Raw genomic sequence first — 16,400 nt, 5'->3', positions numbered from 1 at the left:
AAAACGGCCGGATTATTACTTTTAAATTTTATTAGATTCAAGCAGCATCGCTTCTGATGAATCAGTTTTATAAAGGAATATGGATAAATTGATATTAATATTAATGAGAAAGAGATTTATCGAGGAAAAGAATTGGAGGAAAACACATGAGTCCATCTACAATAACTCTATTATTACTTCTGTTTGCGGTGATCATGTTTGTAATGGAAAAGATTCCGCTTGGAGTCACATCCATGATCGTCTGTATCGGCTTGGTAGTCACAGGAGTGCTGGATGTCAAGACCGCCTTTGCGGGATTCATTGACAGTAATGTTATTTTGTTTGTGGCAATGTTTATTGTCGGGGGTGCATTATTTGAAACAGGCATGGCTAATAAGATCGGTGGGATCGTCACCAGATTTGCCAAGACAGAGCGTATGCTGATCGTGGCGATCATGGTGATCGTCGGTCTGATGAGCGGGATATTATCGAATACAGGTACTGCGGCAGTGCTGATCCCGGTTGTTATAGGGATCGCCGCAAAGTCAGGATATAAAAGATCAAGGCTGCTGCTCCCGCTTGTATTTGCAGCGGCAATGGGAGGCAACCTTTCTTTGATCGGTGCGCCGGGCAACCTGATCGCACAGAGTGCACTGCAGGAAATGGGTCTGAAATTCGGATTCTTCGAATATGCCATTGTGGGCCTGCCGATTTTAGCAGCAGGAATCCTATTCTATGCGACCATCGGATATAAGCTGCTTCCCAACCATGAGGTGACGGAAGAAGGGACATTTGACACAGAAAAAGATTTCAGTAAAGTTCCGGCCTGGAAACAGTGGCTGTCACTGATCATCTTAGTGTTAACTCTGCTGGCGATGATCTTTGAGGACAAGATCGGGATCAAGCTTTGTATTTCCAGCGGGATCGGAGCCTTACTGCTGATTTTAACCGGTGTTATCTCAGAAAAGGATGCTTTAAAATCCATTGATCTAAAGACCATCTTCTTATTTGGCGGAACACTTTCCCTGGCTGCCGCCTTACAGGAGACTGGTGCAGGCGAGGTGATCGCCAATAAGGTGATCGGTGCATTGGGAGACCATCCGTCCCCGTATATTCTGACCCTGGTCGTATTTCTGCTGTGCTGTGCACTGACAAACTTTATGTCAAATACAGCGACAACAGCATTGATGGTTCCCATCTGCCTTTCCATCGCACAGGGAATGGGAGCAGACCCGAGAGCCGTTTTAATGGCCTGCGTGATCGGCGGCTCCTGCGCATATGCAACACCGATCGGAATGCCTGCCAATACGATGGTGGTAGGTGTGGGAGGATATAAGTTCCTGGATTATGTAAAAGCGGGCCTGCCGCTGATCGTCATTGCGACGATTGTAAGTATGATCATCCTTCCGATCGCGTTTCCATTTTTCCCATAAGGAATGGAAAGGGACACAGCTGCAAGAGCAGTGGTGAGGAAGCAGCAAAGATTGATAGTAAAGATAAACAGGAGGCAATCAAATGAGTAAAAAGGAACAGGTAGAGCAGCTTACCGGGTATATGGCGAATTTTGTGGCTTATATCGGGAAAGTGCTGCCGGATGATATTATCGCAAAATTGGATGAGCTTGCAGAGAAAGAGGATGCACCGCTCTCTAAGGTGATCTACGAAACAATGAAGAAAAATCAGGTGCTGGCAAAGGAGCTAAACCGTCCAAGCTGTCAGGACACAGGGGTTCTCCAGTTCTGGGTAAAATGCGGGGTGAATTTTCCGCTGATGGGTGAACTGGAAGCCTTGTTAAAAGAAGCAGTTATAAAGGCGACCTTTGAGGCGCCGCTCCGTCATAACAGTGTGGAAACATTCGATGAGTATAATACAGGTAAGAATGTCGGAAAAGGGACACCGACCGTGTTCTGGGATATCGTGCCGGATAGTGACCAGTGTGAGATCTATACATATATGGCAGGCGGAGGCTGTACACTTCCCGGGAAAGCTATGGTACTGATGCCAGGCGCAGGATACGAGGGTGTGACAAAATTTGTAATGGATGTGATGACCTCCTATGGATTAAATGCGTGTCCGCCCCTGCTTGTGGGAGTCGGCGTTGCAACCTCTGTAGAGACGGCGGCGCTGCTTTCCAAAAAGGCGCTGATGCGTCCTCTTGGAAGCCACAATGAAAATGAGCGTGCAGCATCCATGGAGAAGCTGCTGGAGGACGGGATCAATGCGATCGGCCTCGGACCTCAGGGAATGGGCGGAAAGTATTCGGTCATGGGAGTCCATATCGAGAATACGGCAAGGCATCCTTCGACGATCGGGGTTGCTGTCAATGTGGGCTGCTGGTCACACAGACGCGGACATATTATTTTTGATAAGGATCTCAATTATACAATTACTACACATTCGGGGGTGACGTTATAATGCTGGAAATAAAAGATGGGAAAAAGATTTTGACAACACCGGTATCAGCAGAAGATCTGGCTGATATCAAGATCGGAGATATCGTATATCTGAACGGAAGCATGACAACCTGCCGTGACGTGGCACACCGACGTCTGGTGGAAGGCGGCCGCAAGCTTCCTGTGAACGTGAGGGATGCGGCGATCTTCCATGCCGGCCCCATCATCCGCCCACTGGAGGATGATAAATTTGAGATGGTGTCTGTCGGACCAACTACAAGCATGCGCATGGAGAAGTTTGAGAAGGAATTTGTGGAACAGACCGGAGTAAAGGTGATCATCGGAAAAGGCGGCATGGGACCGAATACAGAATATGCCTGCAAGAACTATAAGGCGATCCATTGTGTATTCCCTGCTGGAAATGCAGTGGTTGCAGCCACAGAGGTCGAGGAGATCGTGGATGCACAGTGGAGGGACCTGGGAATGCCGGAGACGCTCTGGCACTGCCGTGTGAAGGAATTCGGGCCGCTGATCGTATCCATTGATACGAAGGGCCGCAATCTGTTCGAAGAAAATAAGGTGATCTTTAATGAAAGAAAAGAGAAAGCTATTGAAGAAATCTGTAAACAGGTAAGCTTTATAAAATAAGCGGACGGATTCAGAAATAATACCAAAATTCTGCCATAAATAACCATATAGTCAAGAGGAAGAACCTGATACAGCCCGGTAAGACTGCATCAGGTTCTTTTAATGTCTCGGTGATTTCTTTACGGTCAGTATGGCCTGGATCAGGGCGCTGGTCACTGCGGAACCGTATTGTTCTTCTGTGATCCGGCGCTTTTCCTCATCGTGCTCTTTCATGACCATATAGCGCGGTGTCAGCTTATTCAGCGCGATGGCGGCAATATCTTTCTTACATTTATTACATTTACAGCAGTTGAATCTGGCGAGGGTGTCATCCAGCCTGGAAAGCACAAGATCCTCCATAACATTGACCAGTATCATATCACGGGATTCCCGGATCTGCTGACTCGCCGCAGTCGTGCGGTTTACGCTTGGAGAACGCCTGCTGTGTGCGGAGGAGATACCTGTTGCAGCCGGGGTAAATGAAAAGGCCTCCGGAGGATTTGGAACTGCAAAGGCAGAGTCCGTATCGCTTATGTCTGCTGTCCGGTCCCGGACAGACGGCTCTTTACGCTCCTGATTTGAAAGATGCTTTGCCGTAGGCATGATCTTACGGTACATGATTTCTTTATCTAACTCGTTCTTGCTTTTTGGCATGGTGTAAGCCCCTTTTCAAGTAATTCTTCGGTGAAAGATTTATAATCGATCACGGCATTGCAGGCCGGCGCATAATCCATGATTGACTTCTGCAGTGACTGCGCCTCTCTGAGTGCAACGCTTTCCCGGATGAAGGTCTCGAATACCGGGATATTGAGGTCGGAGGAGATCATATGGACGGTTCCGGTGATCTCCCTGCTGAATCTGGTCCTTGGATTGTGGCGGGTCAATAGAAGGCCCAGGATCTGGATATCCGGATTGCACTGTGTGCGGACGCGGTCGATGGTCTCCTCCAGCTGTGTGATCCCCTGAAGGCTGAAGATATCGGACAGCATGGGGACCAGGACGTAGTCCGATGCCGTAAATGCATTGACGGTCAGAATGCCCAGTGCCGGAGGGGTGTCGATCAGTATGTAATCATATAAGGGTACAAGAGGCTTGAGTGCGTTGCGCAGGAGAAATTCACGCTGTGCACCGGTAAACTCCAGCTCAATACTGCTCAATAGGATGTTCGCCGGGATGATATCAACAATCGTACCTCTCTGTACGGCATACTGTGTCTTTAGTTCACCCTTTAGTACATCGTAGATAGTAGCACTCATATCGGTATCGGCTCCGGCGCTGAAGCTTAGGTTTCCCTGCGGATCTAAATCGACGGCCAGTACCTTATACCCCTTTTCTTTTAAGTTGACAGCCAGAGCATTGGCTGTTGTGGTCTTTCCAACCCCGCCTTTTTGGTTGGATATGCTGATGATCTTTCCCATGGTGTAAATCCTCTTGTTTTCGACATATTCTGCAATAATTATACCAAGTTTGATATGTATTTACAAGGAAGGCCGGAAAATAAAATTTTAGAAAAACTGTAAAGTTTTGAAAAATGTGTCCGATAATACTATTAGAGTTCTTATGGAGTTTTGATGAAGAGAAAGGATGTTGAGGATGGAAGTGAAGATTACAGGCGGACAGGCTGTTTATAAGAACATAATGAACAAAACGAAAGGCAGCAGACCGGTGCACGTTTCCGAGGATTCAGAGAAGAGAATACGAAGCGAGAGACATCCGGATGAGATTGTGATCAGTGGCGACGGCCTTAAGAAGCAGGAGGCAGCCCAGGCGGCACATAGCCTTTATCAAGCGATGGGACAGGAAGCGAAGGCCGACCGGATCGCAGAATTAAAACAGCAGGTACAGGATGGGACATACCGGATCTCATCAGAGGTGCTGGCGGGAAGGCTGCTGTTTTAGGCGCAGCGTCGTTTGATCTAAGGATAGCAGCATAATAAGAGAGGCAGGGTATATTGCCGTATAGGCATGATTCGGCATGCAGGGATGGATACCAGGCTGGGCAGATGCAGAAAAGGAAAAGCGCGATGGAAGAATTAATAGAATTTTTAAAAGAGTATACAGACTTTTTTGAAGAGGTTGAGAAAAAGCAGCAGGAAAAGCTAAAAGTCCTAACACAGGGGGAGCTGGCCGGGATCGAAGAGACGATCGTGATGCAGCAGGCACTGGATAAGCAGATAGAGAATATGGAGCAGAGGCGACTGGAGCTTTTCGAACAGGCCGGATATGGCGGACGGAGTCTTCGTGAGGTGACAGCTGACGCTAAAGGGCAGCAGAGGAGCGCATTGGAAGAGATTTACCGAAGGCTGGATGCAAGTATCGGAGAGATCAAGTTTCTGAATCAGAAGTGTATGAAGCTGGCACAGACGGCACTTACGAGGATGGGGATCATCCCGCAGGAGCAGATAGAAGGAACATCAGGATACCAGCAGAGGAAGAGATACAGTGGTTCGATCTTACAGACGAAAGTATAAGGAAGAGGGTGGAATGTTTTGAGACCGACATTCATGGGATTGGAGACAACGAAGCGCGGTATCATGGTGAACCAGAAGGCACTTGATATCGTAGGCAATAATATCAGTAACGTAAAGACAAAGGGGTACACCAGGCAGCGCCTGGATATGGTATCTGTCTACTCAGGGGGACGCACACATCTTCCAACGACTTCTATACCGCTTGCGGGGCAGGGAGTAGAGGCGGTCGGTGTAGGCCAGATCAGGAATGCATTTCTGGACAGCAAATTTAGGGAAGAGTACGGGGATGTGGGGTATTATGACCAGCGGCAGGCAATGTTAAGTGAGATCGAGGCTGCGATCAGTGACCCGGAGGTGGAAGGGACCGGAATCAAGGATGCCCTCTCTACTCTCTTGACAGCTCTGACGAAGTTCAGTGAGAATCCTTATCAGGAGACCCAGGCGAATATCGTGCGTTCCGCATTTACCGGAGTGGCCCAGACACTGAATCAATATGCCCAGAAGCTGAATACGATCCGGGAACAGCAGCAGACAGATCTGGCGATATCAGTAGCAGATGTCAATGCCAAGCTGGAGCAGCTGGCAGAATTGAATAAGACTATCGTGGATGAGGTATTTACGAATGCGGATTATGATGGGACGGCATATGGTCCCAATGAATTGCTGGATCAGAGGAATCTGATTTTAGATGAGCTTTCCAGATATGGTGAAGTACAGGTTATTCCCAGGGACGACGGCGGAATGCAGGTGAAGTTTAACGGGAAGATCGTAGTAGATGGTACAGGAAGCCAGTATACAGCGGATTCCATCCAGATCGGCGCAGATAAGACGAGCCTGACATGGCGCAGCAGTCAGGAACAGTTGAAGCTGCCAACGGGGGTGCTGAAAGGATATGTGGATGTACTGAATGGAGCCAGCCAGCTGGATAAAGGGATTCCGTATTATCAGGAAAAGCTGGATGATTTGGCTGGAAATCTGGCCGCAGCCTTTAACCAGGTAATCCCTAATGATAACGGGGAAGCCGGTTATAAGGTGCTGCTGGAGGGCGGTGAGGATGGAATCATTACCGCAGAGAATCTAACGGTCAGCGAAGAATGGCTCGCGGATGCAAATTATGTGATCCAGCAGAACCCGGACGGCGAGATGGATAATACTAATGTCCTGAATATGAAGAACATACTGGATCAGAAGTTTACATTTAATGGTGAATTTACAGGGAATTTCAGTGAATTTGTTACATATATTACAACGGCTCTTGGAAGTGACATGACTCTGAATGAATCCAGGCTGGAGGCATCCGTATCTACGGCAGAGTCTGTAGATAAGGACAGGATGTCTGTCTCCGGGGTATCCCTGAATGAAGAGGGGATTCAGATGATGACTTATAATAAAGCTTATCAGGCATTGGCGCGTATGATGACAACGATGGATGAACAGCTGGATGTCCTGATCAATAAGACCGGACTGGTCGGAAGGTAAAGGAGGAAGATGGGATGAGAATAACAGAGAGTGCTTTGAGCCAGACTTATCTGAAGAATCTGCAGAGGAATATGTCAGATCTGGCCTCCTCTAACCTGAAGCTGTCATCAGGCAGGAATTTTAATCATGTGTCCGAGGATACGGGAAGTGCGGCAAGGGCATTTGCGGTGAGAGATCAGATTTCCAAGAACCAGGAGTATGTCAATACGGTTGAGAACTCCATCGGAGAATTGGATACGGCGGATGACAGCATTGCGGTAGTCAGTTCGATATTGAAGACGGTTTATGAGACAGTAACGAAAGCAAAGTCGGGGACGAAATCCCAGGAGGATCTGGATTCCTATGCGGAACAGCTGCATGGGCTGAATAACGAGATATTACAGACCATGAATTCCAAATATGGAGATAAGTTTTTGTTTTCCGGTTCCAGTAATGGAGAACAGCCTTTTAAAGTAGATGAGTCGGGAAAGCTTCTATTTAATGGTGTATCCGTGGATGATGCCGTGGCAGGTACGGATTTCCATGAGAATAAGGTAGTCTATCTGGATATCGGGTTCGGGATGACGGCAGCACCGGGCGGGATTAACGGACAGACAGGAATTAAGATCTCTACCTCGGGTGTGGATGCGCTTGGATATGGAAGGGATGAAGATGGGGAACCGAATAACATCTACAGCCTGATCTCCCAGATCGAGACACAGTTAAGATCAGGAGACGTGGAGGGTGCAGGGAACAGTATGACGCATCTGAAAAAGTCGGAGGAGAACCTGTCAGCATGTATCGCAGAACTGGGGACCAGACAGAGTATCCTGGACCGTGCCAAGGACAGACTGGACGCGGAGAAGATCAATTTAAAGTCGCGTCAGAAGGATCTGGAAGTGGTTTCCCTGGAATCAGAATCTGTGAATAATAAGTCTTATGAGATGGCATGGATGGTGACACTGCAGCTAGGATCCAGTATCATACCACCCTCCATCTTTGATTTCATGAGATAGTATACACAGGAGGTATTGATATGGATGTTTTAAGGATTTCAACGACACCGATCAGGCTGTCGATGTCTTCGCAGAGGGCCAGGCTGGAATCGAAGATCCCGGAGCCGGAGGCAGGGATCATCAATCAGCCGGGGAAGCTGGAGATCAGGTCAGAGAATATTAAAGTGAATATTGATACATTTGATGCAAGACAGAGTATGGGGTATCGGACAGGTCTGGGACTTATGAAGGATTCTGCAAATGCCGGTGTCCAGGCGGCCGGGAATGCCACTGCTCAGTATGCAAAGATGGGAAACCAGCTGGCACAGATCCAGAACGGCGTGACCCCGGCGGATGTGATGAAGCAGTTTACCATTCCCGGTCCGGTCACCACGGGAATCAAGTTCATCCCGTCGCAGGGGCCAAAGATCAGCTGGGATGCCCCGGATCTGAATATTGATTATACACCCGGAAAAGTGGAATTTGATCCGAAGGTGGATCTCCCGGCCATGGATTATGTGCCCGGGAAATTAGAGGTCAATGTGGAACAGTTCCCAAAGGTAGAGATTGAATATGTGGCAGACCCGCTGTATGTACCGCCGCGGGCCGATCCGAATTATGAGGAATAAAAAGTGGTTACAGCTTGGGAGGACATAAACGTGCAGATAGAAACGAGAGATTTCGGAATAATTGACATAGAGGAAAATAACATCATTACATTTAAGCAGCCTGTTTTTGGATTTGAGGAATACACACAGTATGTGCTGGTATCAGACTCTAATATGGGCAGCGGTATCTGCTGGCTCCAGTCTATCGAGGAGAAGGACGTCTGCTTTATCCTGATGAATCCCCTGGAGGTATGTGAGGATTACTCACCGGTCGTAATGCAGGATGTGCTGTTCACCCTGCAGGCGGCACCGGAGGATGATCTGGACTGCTGGGTCATTACAGTGATCGGGAAGACATTCCAGGATTCGACTGTGAACCTGAAAAGCCCGATCGTCATCAACCATAAGATGAATTTTGCAATGCAGATCATTTTGGAGCAGGATTACCCAATACGCAAGAGAATATTCGACGGGGAGAGTGAGGGATAACAGATGCTTGTATTATCGAGGAAAAAAGGAGAGTCCATTAAGATCGGTGATGATATTGAGATTTTTGTCTCTGACATCAAGGGAGACAAGGTGCGTCTTGGAATCTCGGCACCGCCGGATAAGAAGATTACCCGTACGGAATTCTATCTGACTGTTGAAAATAATAAAGAGGCATCTGATAAAGTAGAGCTTCTCAAGATTTTCCAGTTATCCAGGAACCTGCATGGTACAGAGAACGGAAAAGGCAGGGAGGAAACAGATGAGACCAGATGAACGAGTAATAAATTTATTGCTTAAGAAAGAAGAAAAATTCCTGAGATACGAAGAAGAAACAAAAAAATTAACTGCAAATGGTGAAGATGCAGTGGAACAGATCCTGGCAGCTTTGGCTGTACGCCAGGAATTGATCGGGGAGATCGATGCGCTCGATGCACAGATCCGCAGTATATGTGAAGAGTCAGAGGATGGCAGACAGCTTTGGAATGCCTCTAAGAATTGCTGTGAATATGAGAAGCTGTCGCCAGAATATCAGGAAGTGTATAAAGCCGGGCAGCAGGTGTTTCAGATCATTGTACGGATACAGAATGAAGACCGGCTTGCCGCTGCCAGTATGGAGCATGTAAGGGACCGGCTTCATAAGAATATCCGGCAGAACCAGAAGGTATCCAAGTTTTCCGGCTATCTGAAAAGCATGGATTATGGAGAAGATGTGAAAAAGGGATTTTTATATAATGAGAAGAGATAGGAGGGAGCCGTATGTCATCAATTGACCCAACAAGCAGTGTCACCATAGGTAATATGATGCCGGGACTTGTATCAGGCCTGGATACGGAGAGTATGGTCGAGAAGCTGTTGTCAGGTACGCAGTCCAAGATCGATAAGCAGTATGCTAAGAAACAGCAGATTGAATGGAAGCAGGAGATCTACCGGGATATCATAACGAAGCTGGACAATTTCAGAACCAAATTTTTTACATTCAGCAGTCCGACCGATACCAATTTATTGAGTAATGCATTTTTTAATGTGATGAATTCTACAAGCAGTTCAGGCGCAGTGAAGGTAATCTCATCCAGCTCACAGGCGGCTTCGAATATTAGGATCGACAGCATTGACCAGCTTGCGACGGCGTATCAGGTTTCTACGAACAGCAGCCTGACAGTGTCAAAGGTTCTGGAAGGCGGTGCGATCGATGCCGCTGACCTTGCGGCTTTTGCAGGAGAAGAGCTTTCCATTGATGTCAGTCTGGATGGTGTGAAAAAAACGATTCGTTTTCAGGGAGCAGGTAATGTTACGGATCTTGTAACAAATCTGAATGAAAGCCTAAAAAGTGTATTTGGGAATACAATTACGGCATCGGAGTTAAATGGAGGCCTTAAGTTTGACGGAAGCGGCAGCAGCCATACCATTATCCTGACAGATACAATCGGCGGGGATTCTTTAAAAAAGCTTGGGTTTATGGAGGGCGCTTCCAATAAACTGAATTACAATGCGCTGCTGAGTGAAGCTCCTTTTGCTACGAAGCTTCAGGGAGCGTCGTTTGAGTTTTCTATCAATGGGACCGTGATCAAGGCAAACGGTAATGATACGGTGGGGGATGTACTTAACCGGATCAATAACAGTGATGCAGGAGTGAGGGTGACTTACAATTCGATCACAGATAAGTTCACGATGGAATCCAAAATGACAGGAGATATCGCAGATATTGAAATAAAGCAGACCCAGGGAAACCTGCTGTCAGCCATGTTCGGATCCGGTCAGGGAAGCGGGATCACAGGCAGTATGGCAGGGATGCGTTCTACAGATACGCTGACCGGATTTGATGAGATAGATGATGGACTTTTGGACAGTATCATGTCGGCTGCGCGCTCTGGCGGGCAGAGTTTTAAATTCCATTTGAACGGCCGGGCAGTAGAGGTTGGGATTCCCGCTCTGGCGGAGGATGATCCTGATTATGACAAAAGCAGTTTTATCCAGGCGATTAATGACCAGCTGGACACCGGGCTGGGAGCCGGGAATGTCCGGCTTTCAGAGACAGCGGACCATCATATACAGATTAAATCTGCGAATGGATATACAATAAGCTTTGATGAGGAGGATCTGCTGCATAATGTGAATGACGCGTTTGGATTCAGTGCAGGTGATGACACCACTCAGGCTCTTGTCAGCCAGGAAGTGACAAAAGACAGTACTCTTGGGGCGCTCGGACTTACTGGGAGCTGGACGATTAATGGGACAGATGATTCAGGGAATGCAGTCACACAGACGTTAGTTCTTGATTCCTCCTGGACGGTAGAACAGCTCACACAAAAGTTTAATGATATGAACATTGGTACTCTTGCTTTTGATCCGGTTACAAAGTCCTTATCTATTACAAATATGACGGGTAAGAATGTATCGGTCACAGGGGATGTAAACGGCGAAAATACGCTGAAACAGCTGTTTGGAGAGGAGTCCCTTTCTTTTAACACAACAGGTGATCCTCTTGAGATTAAGCAGGGGCAGAATGCAAAGCTCACTGTTGACGGAACTGCAATAGAAAGGAACACAAATGAATTTTCGATCAATGGTGTTAACATCGAATTAATGACGGAGTCAACTGGCCCAATTAGCTTGACAACTGAGCGGGATACCGATAAAATAGTAAGTGGAATTAAAGAATTTGTCGAAGATTATAATTCAATAGTCGACGAATTGAATGGATATCTGACAGAAAAATCGAATTACCGCTCTTATCCACCTCTGACAGACGCACAGAAAAAGGAGATGACAGAGAAGGATATCGAACGCTGGGAGGAAAAAGCGAAACAAGGTCTTCTACGCAATGACGGTACCATAGACTCTTTTTTGGGCAGTATGCGCTCTGTGATGTACAAGACTGTGGAGAGTGCCGGGATGGCATTATATGATATCGGTCTTGATACTTCCTCGGATTATAAGGACAATGGAAAGCTGATACTGGATGAGGAAAAGCTGCGTGCAGCACTTTCTACCAATCTGGATAAAGTACAGCAGCTGTTCTCTAATAAGACGGATGGTGTGGGCCAGGCGTTAGGTGACATCTTGAAGGATACTGCTAATATCAGCAGTGGTTCACCGGGAATCCTAGTTGAGTATGCGGGAGCAAAAACAGCACTCGACAAACAGAATACATTGAGTAAGGAACTCTCTGAGATCAGTGACAGAATCAAAGAGCTTAATAAGAAATATGAAGCTGAGAGGGCGCGCTACTGGCAGCAGTTTTCAGCCATGGAGCAGGCCTTGTCCCAGTTAAATTCGCAGAGTTCCTGGGTGACACAACAGTTTTCTGGTTCGAATTAAGGAGTAGATATCATGCAGAATCCATATGAGAAATATAAAGAGCAGTCCGTGATGACGATGACGGGCGGCGATATGATCAATCTATTATTTGAGACAGCACAAAAGCGTCTGAATGAAGGTCTGAAGTTTCTGGAACAGAAGGATTACGTTAGCAGCAATACTGCATTCCAGAAGGCACAGAGTATCTTCACCCATCTGGACGTGACGCTTGATGATAAGTATGAGATATCAAAGAATCTATCTGCACTGTATGAGTTTTTTAACTATAAGATCGTACAGGCGAATATGAAGAAGGACCCGGAGCCGGTGGAGGAGATACTGCCTCTGATCGGAGAGCTTAAGGAGTCCTTTAAGCAGGCTGATAAGCAGGCGAGGATCATGAGGAGCCAGGTTTCATAAGTAAAGGAGTTACGCCATGTCACTATTTGAAGACAAGTCATATCAATCTCTGATCAACGGACTGGATGCAGCCTGGATGAAGCAGAAGGTGCACAGCAATAACGTTGCCAACAGTGAGACACCGGGATTTAAATCAAAGAATGTTGAGTTTCAGGAGGTCCTTTCCAAGGCAGAGAAAGGAAAGGCGGCAGCCTGGGAGCAGAAGGCAGTGATCACGACAGATGATTCGACCTCCTCCAGGCCGGATGGCAATAATGTGAATGTAGACAAAGAGGAGCTTGAGATGTGGCAGGCATATGCACAATATTCAGCATTGTCACAGCGGATGGCAGGGAAGCTCTCTTCCCTGCGCTATGTCATCAACAATACGGCGAAGTAAGGAGGAGAAGAGATGTCATTTTTAAATTCACTGGATATTACAGGTTCTGCCTTGACGGCGGAACGGTTCCGGACAGATATCATCCTCCAGAATCTTGCGAATCAGAATACGACCAGGACAGAAGAAGGCGGACCTTACAGGAGGAAGCAGGTTGTTTTTCGGGAACAGCCCCTCTCCTTTCAGGAGCAGCTTGGCAATGCAATGAAGACCGGCGGCGCCTCTGTGGGCAGGAACCACAGAACAGGCAGCAGGACAGAGGGCGGCGTGATCGTGGAGGAAGTGGTGGAGAGCCAGGAGGCCTTCGTACCCGTGTATGATCCCACCAATCCGGATGCGGACGAGAACGGATATGTACAGATGCCCAATGTCAACAATGCCGAGGAGATGGTGGATCTGATGGCAGCTACCCGGGCATATGAGGCGAATATCACAGCACTGAATATTACGAAATCAATGGCAATGAAGGCTCTTGAAATCGGGAAATAGATACGGGAAATAGATAGGGAAGAAGGCGGTGTTCCCGATGAAACGGAAGCAGAGGAATAGCGGAGACGGTCAGGAATGGTTGAATACATATGCAGATATGATTACATTGGTTCTGACCTTCTTCGTTTTATTGTATAGTATATCGAACATTAACATGGTCAAGCTGGAGAAGGTGGCAGAGGCCATGCAGAAGAAGCTTGGAATCGAATCCAAGCTGGAATTAAAGGATCTGCCTCAGAACCTGAAGTATCCCCAGGTGGGAGATACAAAGGAGGAACTGACTGCCTCGGAAGCGGCGCTGAATGAGGCTAAGGAGAAGATCGAGTCTTATATGCAGGCAAATCATGCGGCAGCAGAAGTGACACAGGAGGATGATGTGTTATATATCCGGTTTAAGAACGAGATGCTGTTCGCACCGGACAGCCCGGATATCCGCCAGGAGAATATCAGCTATCTGGACTATGTGGGGGATGTCTTAAAGGCGAAGGAGCCGGAGATCCTGGCGATCTATATCAACGGCCATACGGCAGATGCACCGGATTCAGCATGGAATGACCGGATTCTTTCCTCACAGAGAGCGGACAATGTTGCGATCTATCTGGAGGAGCAGAAAGGAATCGAGCCGAAGAAGCTGATCTCCAGAGGATATGGCAAGAATTATCCCATAGCAGACAACAGTACAAAGGAAGGCCGGGATCAGAACCGCAGGGTCGACATCATCATTTTAGGAAAAGATTTTGAGTGGACCCAGCTGGAAGGGGACGGGACCGGAAGTGCACAAAAATTCGACCCGCTGACACCGATCGATGTCCCGGGGGCACAGACCCAGTAGACAGCTCCTATAGACATATTACATAGACAGAACGGATTATAGACCGGGGAGTGCGGATTTCGAGGTAATATGAGGCAGTATAGATCCGAAAGCGGCAGAGGAAGGACATAACATTGATCAAGACATATGATTTTAAATCTCCAAAAAAGTTTACAAAAGAGCGCATGAGCATCGTGGAGAATCTCTACGAAAGTTTTTCACGCTCACTTGCAACCTGGCTGACCGGGCTTATGCAGGTGTACTGTGAGGTCAGTGTTTCAAAAATAGAAGAATGCAGGTATCAGGAATACATCAGTGCGGGGGAGGATATTTCTATGTTCGCCTTGATGAACCTGATCCCTGATAACAAGGAATACAACGAATCTCCCATCGTGTTTGAGATGGAGCCTGCGTTGTGTTTCTTTATGATCGAACGTCTTTTGGGCGGACAGGGGACAGAATACGAATTGGACCGGGAGTTTACGGACATAGAGATGGCGATCATAGAGCACCTGTTAAAGAAGATCACCGAATATGTGCAGGATGCATGGAACGGTTATATGGATATCAGGGCCGTACTGACGGGAATGGAGACGAATTCTCACCTTCTTCAGATGAGTGCATCGGAGGATGTGATCCTGGTCGTGGAGATGGAAGTACGTGTGAAAGAACTTGCAACGAAATTTTATCTTGCAATGCCGGCTGCAAATGTGGAGGAACTGACTTCTAAGTTTGGATTCAAGTATGTTCAGAAGACAAAGCGCAGAGATAATGGGGCGGCAAGAAGAGTGAATCTTGTACAGAATCTTCTGGAGACAGAGGTAGAGCTTAGAGCGATCCTGCAGCGGTTTGAGCTGGATGCACAAGAGGTCATGAAGCTGCAGGTCGGAGATGTGGTGCCGTTGAATAGGAGAATAGACAGTGATGTGGAAGTGATGGTCGAGGATGTCTTAAGTTTTACGGCAAAGCCCGGACACACCAAGCTTCGCAAGGCTGTACAGATAGAGAAAGTACTTTAGGCCGGAGGGAAGAATAAAATGGGCAGATTGGATTTTGAATCATTGATAGAACTGATAAAGCTGGCCCTGGTGCCGGCTGCCAGTACGATGTCGATGCTTTTTGGAAAAAGGGCTGTGATGTCAGAGCCTGAAATCCAGAGGGTCACGTTCGGAGAACTTCGGACCATCCTGCCGGAGTCCTGTGTGGCGGCAGGGATCAGGGTGTACAGAGAACAGACACAGAGCAGAGAGATATTCCTGGTCGAGGAGGTGCTTGCCGGATATGCGGCAGGACTGGTGATGGGGACAGGCAATGCGCAGACGATCGATGATATTGTACTGAGCACACTAAAGGAGATTACTGCACAGAGCGTAGAATCAGCCAGGGAGGCAGTTACTGAATTTTTGGGATATGAGGTTCATCAGGAGCTGCTCGGCCTCAAGCGTATGGAATCAGAAGAACAGCTGGAAGGCTGGTGCCGTGAGGCAGATATGCAGGAGCTTTTACTGATCAACTGGGAGATGGAGATTCAGGACACCGTATCTGGACGGATCTTCTGTGTACTGTCGGAGCAGATACTTAAGGTACTTGGAATCGGGTCAAGCAGAGAGACTGTTTCAAGGGAAACAGTACAGCAGAAGTTCAGGCCGGCTGAAAGACCGGGAAGGATGATCAAGGTAAAAGAAGCCGGTTTCCCGGAATTTAAGATGGAAGAGTTGAAAGAGACAGTGACGGATATCGATGAAAAGCGTGATAAGATACAGGAGATCACACTCGGGGTGTCGGTGCAGATCGGAAGCATGGAGTGTACGGTGAAGGACATCCTGAATCTGGAAGAGGGACGTGTGCTGATGCTGGATAAACAGGCAGGCTCCCCCGCTGATATCGTGGTGAACGGTGAATTGATCGCCAAGGGAGATATCGTGGTCATGGGAGAACAGTTCGCGACCCGTATTACAGAGATCGTGAACAGGAAAGGGTAGTTAGG

General features: G+C 47.6%; 20 protein-coding genes. 18 read left to right on the top strand and 2 right to left on the bottom strand.

Annotated features, from left to right (window positions below):
- Nucleotides 1–146: 146 nt before the first annotated feature.
- From AC4OGX_RS08890 to ttdB, 3 genes are all read left to right on the top strand, one after another.
- Nucleotides 147–1,412: an SLC13 family permease gene (locus AC4OGX_RS08890; protein ID WP_493329887.1), complete on the top strand. Its 1,266-nt coding sequence runs from the start codon at nucleotides 147–149 to the stop codon at nucleotides 1,410–1,412.
- Nucleotides 1,413–1,494: 82 nt separating this feature from the next.
- Nucleotides 1,495–2,394, top strand: coding sequence for a L(+)-tartrate dehydratase subunit alpha (gene ttdA, locus AC4OGX_RS08885; protein ID WP_493329886.1), 900 nt, complete (start codon nucleotides 1,495–1,497; stop codon nucleotides 2,392–2,394).
- A complete protein-coding gene (gene ttdB / locus AC4OGX_RS08880; protein WP_493329885.1) occupies nucleotides 2,394–3,020 on the top strand; it encodes a L(+)-tartrate dehydratase subunit beta in 627 nt (208 codons plus the stop codon). Before ttdA ends, ttdB begins: the two co-directional genes overlap by 1 nt.
- Before the next feature lie 99 nt (nucleotides 3,021–3,119).
- Here ttdB and AC4OGX_RS08875 read toward each other — a convergent pair whose 3' ends face one another.
- Both AC4OGX_RS08875 and AC4OGX_RS08870 read right to left on the bottom strand, forming a co-directional pair.
- Entirely contained in the window at nucleotides 3,120–3,653 is a 534-nt protein-coding gene (locus tag AC4OGX_RS08875; protein WP_493329883.1) for a late competence development ComFB family protein, read from the bottom strand.
- Nucleotides 3,629–4,417: a ParA family protein gene (locus AC4OGX_RS08870; protein ID WP_493329881.1), complete on the bottom strand. Its 789-nt coding sequence runs from the start codon at nucleotides 4,415–4,417 to the stop codon at nucleotides 3,629–3,631. The genes AC4OGX_RS08875 and AC4OGX_RS08870 overlap by 25 nt, the downstream gene beginning before the upstream one ends.
- Nucleotides 4,418–4,592: 175 nt before the next feature.
- Between AC4OGX_RS08870 and AC4OGX_RS08865 the strand changes: the two genes are divergently transcribed.
- The 15 genes from AC4OGX_RS08865 (at nucleotide 4,593) to AC4OGX_RS08795 (ending at nucleotide 16,395) form a co-directional block, all read left to right on the top strand.
- The gene (locus AC4OGX_RS08865; RefSeq protein ID WP_493329878.1) at nucleotides 4,593–4,898 is read left to right on the top strand and encodes a flagellar biosynthesis anti-sigma factor FlgM; all 306 of its coding nucleotides are present in this window, start codon (nucleotides 4,593–4,595) and stop codon (nucleotides 4,896–4,898) included.
- Between the two features lie 125 nt (nucleotides 4,899–5,023).
- A complete protein-coding gene (gene flgN / locus AC4OGX_RS08860) occupies nucleotides 5,024–5,470 on the top strand; it encodes a flagellar export chaperone FlgN (RefSeq protein WP_493329876.1) in 447 nt (148 codons plus the stop codon).
- 33 nt (nucleotides 5,471–5,503) lie between these two features.
- The gene (flgK, locus tag AC4OGX_RS08855) at nucleotides 5,504–6,949 is read left to right on the top strand and encodes a flagellar hook-associated protein FlgK (RefSeq protein WP_493329875.1); all 1,446 of its coding nucleotides are present in this window, start codon (nucleotides 5,504–5,506) and stop codon (nucleotides 6,947–6,949) included.
- A gap of 14 nt (nucleotides 6,950–6,963) precedes the next feature.
- Nucleotides 6,964–7,944: a flagellin N-terminal helical domain-containing protein gene (locus AC4OGX_RS08850; RefSeq protein WP_493329874.1), complete on the top strand. Its 981-nt coding sequence runs from the start codon at nucleotides 6,964–6,966 to the stop codon at nucleotides 7,942–7,944.
- 20 nt (nucleotides 7,945–7,964) lie between these two features.
- A complete protein-coding gene (locus AC4OGX_RS08845) occupies nucleotides 7,965–8,552 on the top strand; it encodes a DUF6470 family protein (RefSeq protein WP_493329873.1) in 588 nt (195 codons plus the stop codon).
- Between the two features lie 30 nt (nucleotides 8,553–8,582).
- A complete protein-coding gene (locus AC4OGX_RS08840) occupies nucleotides 8,583–9,020 on the top strand; it encodes a flagellar assembly protein FliW (RefSeq protein WP_493329872.1) in 438 nt (145 codons plus the stop codon).
- A gap of 3 nt (nucleotides 9,021–9,023) precedes the next feature.
- Nucleotides 9,024–9,293: a carbon storage regulator CsrA gene (csrA, locus tag AC4OGX_RS08835; RefSeq protein WP_493329871.1), complete on the top strand. Its 270-nt coding sequence runs from the start codon at nucleotides 9,024–9,026 to the stop codon at nucleotides 9,291–9,293.
- Nucleotides 9,280–9,765 carry a hypothetical protein gene (locus AC4OGX_RS08830; RefSeq protein WP_493329869.1) on the top strand — a complete coding sequence of 162 codons (486 nt, stop codon included), beginning with the start codon at nucleotides 9,280–9,282 and terminating at the stop codon, nucleotides 9,763–9,765. The genes csrA and AC4OGX_RS08830 overlap by 14 nt, the downstream gene beginning before the upstream one ends.
- Nucleotides 9,766–9,776: 11 nt before the next feature.
- Complete coding sequence (gene fliD, locus AC4OGX_RS08825) at nucleotides 9,777–12,338, top strand: flagellar filament capping protein FliD (RefSeq protein ID WP_493329868.1); 2,562 nt, start codon at nucleotides 9,777–9,779, stop codon at nucleotides 12,336–12,338.
- 12 nt (nucleotides 12,339–12,350) lie between these two features.
- A complete protein-coding gene (gene fliS / locus AC4OGX_RS08820) occupies nucleotides 12,351–12,737 on the top strand; it encodes a flagellar export chaperone FliS (RefSeq protein ID WP_493329867.1) in 387 nt (128 codons plus the stop codon).
- 16 nt (nucleotides 12,738–12,753) lie between these two features.
- The gene (gene flgB, locus AC4OGX_RS08815) at nucleotides 12,754–13,116 is read left to right on the top strand and encodes a flagellar basal body rod protein FlgB (protein ID WP_493329866.1); all 363 of its coding nucleotides are present in this window, start codon (nucleotides 12,754–12,756) and stop codon (nucleotides 13,114–13,116) included.
- A 12-nt stretch (nucleotides 13,117–13,128) separates the two neighbouring features.
- Nucleotides 13,129–13,602 carry a flagellar basal body rod protein FlgC gene (gene flgC / locus AC4OGX_RS08810; protein ID WP_493329865.1) on the top strand — a complete coding sequence of 158 codons (474 nt, stop codon included), beginning with the start codon at nucleotides 13,129–13,131 and terminating at the stop codon, nucleotides 13,600–13,602.
- Nucleotides 13,603–13,639: 37 nt separating this feature from the next.
- On the top strand, nucleotides 13,640–14,434 hold the full coding sequence (locus tag AC4OGX_RS08805) for an OmpA family protein (RefSeq protein WP_493329863.1): 795 nt from the start codon (nucleotides 13,640–13,642) through the stop codon (nucleotides 14,432–14,434).
- Between the two features lie 113 nt (nucleotides 14,435–14,547).
- Nucleotides 14,548–15,432: a flagellar motor switch protein FliM gene (locus AC4OGX_RS08800; RefSeq protein WP_493329861.1), complete on the top strand. Its 885-nt coding sequence runs from the start codon at nucleotides 14,548–14,550 to the stop codon at nucleotides 15,430–15,432.
- Nucleotides 15,433–15,450: 18 nt separating this feature from the next.
- Nucleotides 15,451–16,395 (top strand): FliM/FliN family flagellar motor switch protein, encoded by a 945-nt coding sequence (locus AC4OGX_RS08795; protein WP_493329860.1) that lies wholly within the window; start codon nucleotides 15,451–15,453, stop codon nucleotides 16,393–16,395.
- Nucleotides 16,396–16,400: the final 5 nt, after the last annotated feature.

The sequence above is a fragment of the Faecalicatena sp. genome, assembly GCF_058819085.1.
The sequence above is the reverse complement of the archived record's forward strand: the minus strand, read 5'-3'. Positions and strand labels throughout refer to the sequence as shown.